The sequence below is a fragment of the Verrucomicrobiia bacterium genome (assembly GCA_035629175.1).
Classification (GTDB): Bacteria; Verrucomicrobiota; Verrucomicrobiia; order Limisphaerales; family DASXHY01; genus DASXHY01.
Map to the genome: position 1 here is coordinate 41,613 of DASPIL010000071.1, position 6,982 is coordinate 48,594.

Genomic DNA, 6,982 nt, shown 5'->3' on the forward strand with positions numbered 1-6,982 from the left:
CGCGACGGCCACCTGTAGTCCCGATTTCAGCTTAAGCCGAGTTTCTTGAAGCGGCTGTTCACTTCCTTGAAATGGAAATCCAGGGAACAGAGCTTCTCCAGCTCGCCCTTCTTGAAATGCTGTGACACAGCAGGATCTGCCTGCAGCTGCTTCAGGAAATCAGCGTCGTCGCGCCCGGCGTGTTTCACTTCCCACGTTTTCATCGCCGCATCCTGAACCAACTTGTAAGCCTGCTCGCGGGTCAGACCTTTCCGGATGAGCGCCAGCAGCACGGTCTGGCTGTTCCACATGCCGAGGCTCAGTCCAAGGTTGCGCTTCATGTTTTCGGGATAAACCGCCAGACCATCCATCATCCGCGTCAGCAGGCCGAACATGTAATCGAGGAGCGTGCACGAATCGGGAAAGATGATGCGCTCGACGGAACTGTGGCTGATGTCGCGCTCGTGCCAAAGCGCGACGTTTTCGAGCGACGCCAGCGCGTTCCCGCGGAGTACGCGGGCAAGGCCAGTCAGGCGTTCCCACGTGATGGGATTCCGCTTGTGCGGCATCGCGCTCGATCCCTTCTGTCCTTTCGTGAAAGGCTCTTCCGCTTCCAAAACCTCGGTGCGCTGCAGATGCCGAAACTCAACCGCCCAGCGTTCGATGCTGGCCCCAACCAATGCCATTGTCATTTGAAACTCAGCATGAATATCCCGCTGTACGACTTGCGTGGCAATCGGGGCAGGGCGCAAGCCCAGTTTTTTGCAGACGTGGGCTTCGACACGCGGTGACAAATGCGCGCTCGTGCCAACGGCTCCGGAAATTTTGCCGACGGAAACTGTTTCGCGCACACGCACGAGCCGTTCAAGCGCGCGCGTGAATTCATCGTGCATCAACGCGAGCTTCAAGCCAAAGGTTGTAGGCTCCGCGTGAATGCCATGGCTGCGCCCGATGCAGGGAGTGAACTTGTGTTCCTTCGCGCGCTTCGCAATCGACTTCAACGCCACTTTCACGTCTGCGATCAGGACGTCGGCCGATTGCTGCATCTGCACGGCGTAGCAGGTGTCGCCGACATCGCTGCTCGTGAGACCAAAGTGAAACCAGCGGCTGGCGCGGTGATTGATCTTTTCAGCGACTGCTGTTGTAAAACCAATGACGTCATGGTTCAGCGTCTTTTCCAGTTCCTTCTGGCGCGCAACAAGTCCGTTCAAGTCAGCAAACCAAGCATTGCACCCCTCCGTGATCTTTGCGAAATCCGCCTGGGGCACGATGCCTTCCTTCACAAGCGCCTCGCTGGCGAGCAACTCAATTTCGAGCCAGAGGCGCAGCTTGTTTTCATCGGTCCAGATCGCCCGCATCTCGGGGCGCGAATAACGCGTAATCATGCGGGCGAAAGGTAGTGTCGAAGCCTGGCCTGTGAAAGCGGAAAGCGACTTGGCCGTTGATGCAGGCGCAGCTGGACACGTTCTTGAACAAATCCCGTTTGCCTACGGAACAGTAGAAGAATCGAAAACCACGAAACACACTAATTACACGAAACCCGCAGGCAATTTGCGAAAACTGGCGCAATTCGCGTGAACCCGTTTTTCCCCTTCCCATTCGGTTGCGGCTCTGCCGCGCTGTGTTCTCCGGGTTTCCCGTTCCTGCCTGGCCCGGAACCGTGCAACACATTCTGCCTTTCGCGCTTGTCCGAGACGGGGACACTCCCCTTGCGGAGATTTTTGTTCGCGATGAAGGGCTGATTCCGTAATTGTAAACGCAGGTATGGCCGCATCGGAAATCCCATGCACCGTTTCAGTGATCGTGGCGACGGCCCTGGTTTCCATCCAGGGTTTTCGCCAGCCGTATTTCTCAGATCGATATCTGTTTTCCGTGCGCGAGATCCTCGCCGGCAAGGAATGGCATCGGATGATTACCGCGGCGTTTCTTCATGCGGACGCCGCGCACCTGATCTTGAACATGGTCACGCTGTATTTATTTGGCAGCCTGATCGAACAGCACCTCGGACCCGCCCGCTTCCTGGCCATCTATTTCGCTGCGGTCATTGGCGGGAACCTGCTGCCGCTGTGGATGCATCGACAGCATGAGTACCGGGCTTATGGCGCGTCGGGGGGCGTATGCGGGCTGGTGTTCGCGTTCATTCTGCTCTTTCCGGGAGCGAGCCTGTCTCTCTTCATGCTGCCGATCTGGATCCCTGGATGGCTCTACGGGTTGCTGTATTTGGGAGGGTCGATTTATGCCATGCGACGACAACTTGGAAACATAGGGCACGAGGCCCACATCGGAGGGGCCCTCGCCGGATTGTGGATCACGGCTGCCATGCAACGTTCGGCTGTTCAGGAAAACAGGATGCTATTTGCGGCGCTGTCGGCGGTTGGCGTCGTGTTGATTTTGTACCTGTTGCGCAACCCGTTGATGCTGCCCTTGGAAGCGTTCCGCCGCACTTCCAGTTCTCCACTCACTCGGAAGCCGTCCAAGCCGCAGAAGGAGTCGGCCGAGGTGGATGCGATTCTGGATAAGATTTCCCGCGAAGGCATTCATAGCCTGACCGCGGAGGAACAGGCCATCCTGAACGGCGTTTCGAAGAAGATCCGCAGCCGGGCGGAGTCGCGCAGACCTCAGTCGGATCTGATCATCTGATCCTTCGCAGCAATTGCGGCGTCAGCTACCAGGTTTTGATGACAAGACGCCAGCGCTGGTTCCGTTGACATTCGTGTCAGGGCCGCGAGCCTCAGATGGATGGAACCAATTAACTGCTTCTCGGCCCGGCTGGGAAGTGTCCGCTGGACAGTGCTCCTGTCCAACCCGTAAATCAAATCAATGAAGTGTCGTCCTCTCTACCCGTGGGCGTGGCGTTCAATCCAGCTCGTCATTGGCGCGTGCGTGTTTGTCATCGTTGGAACAGTCCTGCCGGCTTCCGGCCAGACGCCCGCCAATCCGCCGCGCGAACGGCTGTTGATGGATTCCGGCTGGCGCTTTTTCCTGGGGAACGAGTGGGGAATCGCCCAGAACCTTTCCAAGGCGGGAACGGGGAGCGGTCCGGCCAGCGCTTCGTTCAGTGATGCAAGCTGGCGTGTGGTGAATCTGCCGCACGATTGGGCCGTGGAATTGCCGTTCAACATCAACGCCGACAGCGCCCATGGATTCAAGGCGCTCGGACGCGGTTTTGATTCGAACAGCGTCGCGTGGTATCGCCGGACCTTCGTCCTTCCCGAACAGGACCAGCACAAGCGCATCTGGATCGAATTCGACGGCGTTTTTCGCGACAGCGAGGTATTCGTGAACGGATGGTTCGTAGGCCGGCACGAAAGCGGCTACAGCAGCTTCCGTTACGACATCACGGATGTGATCCATGCTGGCGGACCAAACCTGGTTGCGGTGAAAGTCGACGCGTCGCAATTCGAAGGCTGGTTCTACGAAGGCGCAGGTATCTATCGACACGTCTGGCTCGTGAAGACAGGCCCTGTCGCAATCGCGCCTGACGGCATTTTTGTGCGCTCGCAGTTTCCCGGAAACCGCCCGGGACCCGAAGCCGAGGTCGTCGTTCAAACGCTCGTTCACAATTCGACGACGAACAGCGCCAACGTCGCCGTGGTGCATGAAATCGTAAATCCTGCAGGCCAATCCGTCGCTCGCATCGAACAGTCCGGCCCCGTTCGGGGGAAGGCGGATTTGGAATTGAACGGCACCGCGAAGGTGACGCAGCCGCAGCTTTGGTCGCCCGAGAAACCTGATCTGTATCGCCTCATCACCACCGTTCACGAAGGAGGCCAGCGGATCGATCGGAAGGAAACAGTCTTTGGCATTCGCACCATCGCGATGGATCCCAACCGGGGTTTCATCCTCAATGGCGAGCCTTACGTGATCAAGGGGACCTGCAATCATCAGGACCACGCAGGAGTGGGCACGGCGATGCCCGATGAATTGCACTATTTTCGAGTGTCGCGCCTGAAGGAAATGGGAAGCAACGCCTATCGCACGTCGCACAATCCGCCCACGCCTGAATTGCTCGAGGCGTGTGACAGGTTGGGGATGCTCGTGATGGATGAGAATCGCCTGCTGGGTGCGGATGCGAAGCATATGGGCGAATTGGAGCGGCTCGTGAGACGCGATCGTAATCATCCGTCGGTGGTCTTCTGGTGCATCGCGAACGAGGAGTTCACAGTGCAGAGTTCGCTGTCAGGCGCGCGGGCGGCGGCTGCGATGCAGGAACTGGTTTTGCGCCTTGATCCGACCCGGCCCGTGACGTACGCCGCGCCGCAAGGAAACGACTTCTGGGGAATCAACAGCGTGATCCAGGTACGCGGGTGGAATTATCATCTGGCCAAGGGCATGGACCAGTATCATGCCGAGCATCCGCAGCAACCGAACATCGGCACGGAACAGGGAAGCACGGTCAGCACGCGCGGTATTTACGTGAATGATCCCGCGCGCGGTTACGTGAGCGCCTACGATACAAACGTGACGTCGTGGTCGAACACTGCCGAGCAATGGTGGAGCTACTTCGCAGCGCGGCCCTGGCTCTCGGGCGGGTTCGTGTGGACGGGATTTGATTATCGAGGCGAGCCGACGCCGTATCACTGGCCGTGCATTAATTCGCATTTCGGCATCTTCGACCTGTGCGGTTTTCCCAAGGACAACTTCTATTATTACCAATCCTGGTGGAGCGACAAAACCGTGCTGCATCTGCTGCCGCATTGGAACTGGCAGGGCAGGGAGGGAAGCGAAATCGAGGTGAGGGCTTTGAGCAACTGCGATTCGGTGGAGCTGTTCCTCAACGGTCAAAGCCTCGGGACGAAGAGCGTTGCCCGCAATTCCCACGCTGCATGGCTCGTGAAGTATGCCCCGGGAACGCTATCGGCCAAGGGCTATCGTGACGGCAAGGTGGTTGCCGAAACGAAGCGGGAAACAACGGGACAGGCAGCGGCGTTGCGCTTGCACCCGCACAAACCTGCGTTGAAGGCAGACAACGAGGATATCGCGGTAATCACGGTTTCCCTGCACGATGGCGAGGGACGCGTGATTCCCACAGGGAATCGCCCGGTGCAGTTCGATCTTTCGGGGCCTGGAAAAATTCTCGGTGCCGGCAACGGCGATCCGAGTTCTCACGAGCCCGACGTCTTCATCCCGCGGCAGCCGATCACCACAAGGCCAATTGGTGGCTGGCGGATGGCTCCCGTTGCGGATCCCTACCAGGCAAACATTCCCGAGATGCAAATCGCTGTGAACGATTCCAGCTGGCAGCGAGTGGATGTCACGCAAGAGTCAGGACCGCTGGGGCAAAACAGCAAGGCAGCCTTTCGGGCGCGTTTCACCCTCTCGCATCAGGACATGGAGAAGGCAAGCATTGAACTCTGTTTCGGAATGATTGATGAAGAGGGATTCGTTTACGTGAATGGGCAGAAGGTTGGCGAATCGCGCGATTGGCGCGCAGCTCCGGTCTTCGATATCAAACGCTTCGTAAAAGCAGGCGAAAACACGGTGGCAGTCGCGCTTGCAAACTGGACGGGGAGCGGCGGCGTCAACAAGGGCGCCTGGGTTGCCTTGCGCGACGACGTCATTCCAGTGCAGTGGGAACGCAGCGTGTTCAATGGCCTCGCGCAGATCATTGTTCAGGCGGGCAGCGAATCGGGTGAGATCACATTGACCGCGCGTGCCGGGGAGTTGCGTCCAGCGGTCCTGAAGCTGCCGGTTCAACGCGGAACCCCGCGTCCTGGTGTAGCCGCCAACTAAAAAAGGACATGCTTTTGCTCGGATGCCGGGAATGGCCACACCCAGTCCTTGTTGAAAGTCCAGCGGTTGGGAACATCCAAGGCTCGATTTCTGCGGCCGCAACAGCTGTGGATTGAGCGGGCTTGAATGCTTTGCTCCAAAGTCCCACAGTCTGGCCGCATTGAGACATCGTCTGCTACATGCGCCTTGAACCCCAACCGGCAAAGCCCGCAGCAGCAGCCACAGCGTTCCGAAGCGAATCGACGCCACGCCTGGGCTATGTGCCATCGCTCGACGGCATCAGGGGCGTCGCGGTACTGCTGGTGGTGTTCTCGCACGTTCGATGGATCGACGACACCTTTTCCGGGGTGGCCGTAAACACGTTCTTCGTGCTCAGCGGATTCCTGATCACCGCCCTGCTCACCGAGGAATGGAATCAAAACGGTTCGATCAGCCTGCGCAGATTCTATCTGCGGCGCGCGCTACGATTGCTGCCTGCGCTAATTGCCATGCTGATGGTTTTTGTGCTGCTCGGCGCGTTTTCCGATATTTCCCGCCGTTTCAGCGCGCTGGGAGCGGACGCGCTGCACGCCCTGTTTTACTGGACCAATTGGGCGCAGATTTCGCATTACAGCCGTCACAACCCGTTCAACCACACATGGTCCCTCGCCATCGAAGAACAGTTTTATCTGCTGTGGCCGCTTGTGCTCGGCCTGTTCCTGAAGAAAACCACGCGATCCTCGGCGCTCTCCTGGATATTTCTGCTGTGCTTTCTCGCGATGGTTTTGCGCGTGATTGTCATTCAAATGGACCCGACCTCGCTGAAGCTGCTGCGCCGCGCCAACCTCGGTCTCGACACGCGCGCCGATTCCCTTTTGCTCGGCAGCCTGGGAGGCCTCGCGTTTTCATCAGGACTGATGCCGATCCAAGCGTGGGTTCGTCGAATGCTTGGCTTCGCTTCGTGGGTCTCAATGGCTGGACTTTGCTCGCTCGTTTGGTTTGATTGGTTTCGGAATCCGGAACTGCTCGCGTACGGGTGGTTTGTTGCATCGGCGCTGGCGTTGGTCGTTATTTGTCATCTTGCGCTCGCTCAACGCACTGCGCTGCATCGGCGGGTGCATTCTGACACTGCCCCAGATCACGGGTTCAGCAACTCATCCCAATGATCGTTGTAGCGGGCTTCCATGAGGGAGCCGAGATGGCGCATGCCTAAAGGGGTCCAACTTTGTCCGGGACGTTTGAATCGGCACTGTCTCTTGCGACACGCGGATTCAACTGGGCCGGAACCGAT

General features: G+C 58.4%; 4 protein-coding genes. 3 read left to right on the top strand and 1 reads right to left on the bottom strand.

Annotated features, from left to right (window positions below; translation table 11 throughout):
- Window positions 1-26: 26 nt before the first annotated feature.
- Window positions 27-1,364 carry an adenylosuccinate lyase gene (gene purB / locus VEH04_13030; protein HYG23700.1) on the bottom strand — a complete coding sequence of 446 codons (1,338 nt, stop codon included), beginning with the start codon at window positions 1,362-1,364 and terminating at the stop codon, window positions 27-29.
- A 487-nt stretch (window positions 1,365-1,851) separates the two neighbouring features.
- On the opposite strand from purB, the gene VEH04_13035 reads away from it, so the two are divergent.
- From VEH04_13035 to VEH04_13045, 3 genes are all read left to right on the top strand, one after another.
- A complete protein-coding gene (locus tag VEH04_13035; GenBank protein HYG23701.1) occupies window positions 1,852-2,619 on the top strand; it encodes a rhomboid family intramembrane serine protease in 768 nt (255 codons plus the stop codon).
- Between the two features lie 180 nt (window positions 2,620-2,799).
- On the top strand, window positions 2,800-5,712 hold the full coding sequence (gene galA / locus VEH04_13040; GenBank protein HYG23702.1) for a beta-galactosidase GalA: 2,913 nt from the start codon (window positions 2,800-2,802) through the stop codon (window positions 5,710-5,712).
- 179 nt (window positions 5,713-5,891) lie between these two features.
- Complete coding sequence (locus tag VEH04_13045; GenBank protein ID HYG23703.1) at window positions 5,892-6,857, top strand: acyltransferase; 966 nt, start codon at window positions 5,892-5,894, stop codon at window positions 6,855-6,857.
- Window positions 6,858-6,982: the final 125 nt, after the last annotated feature.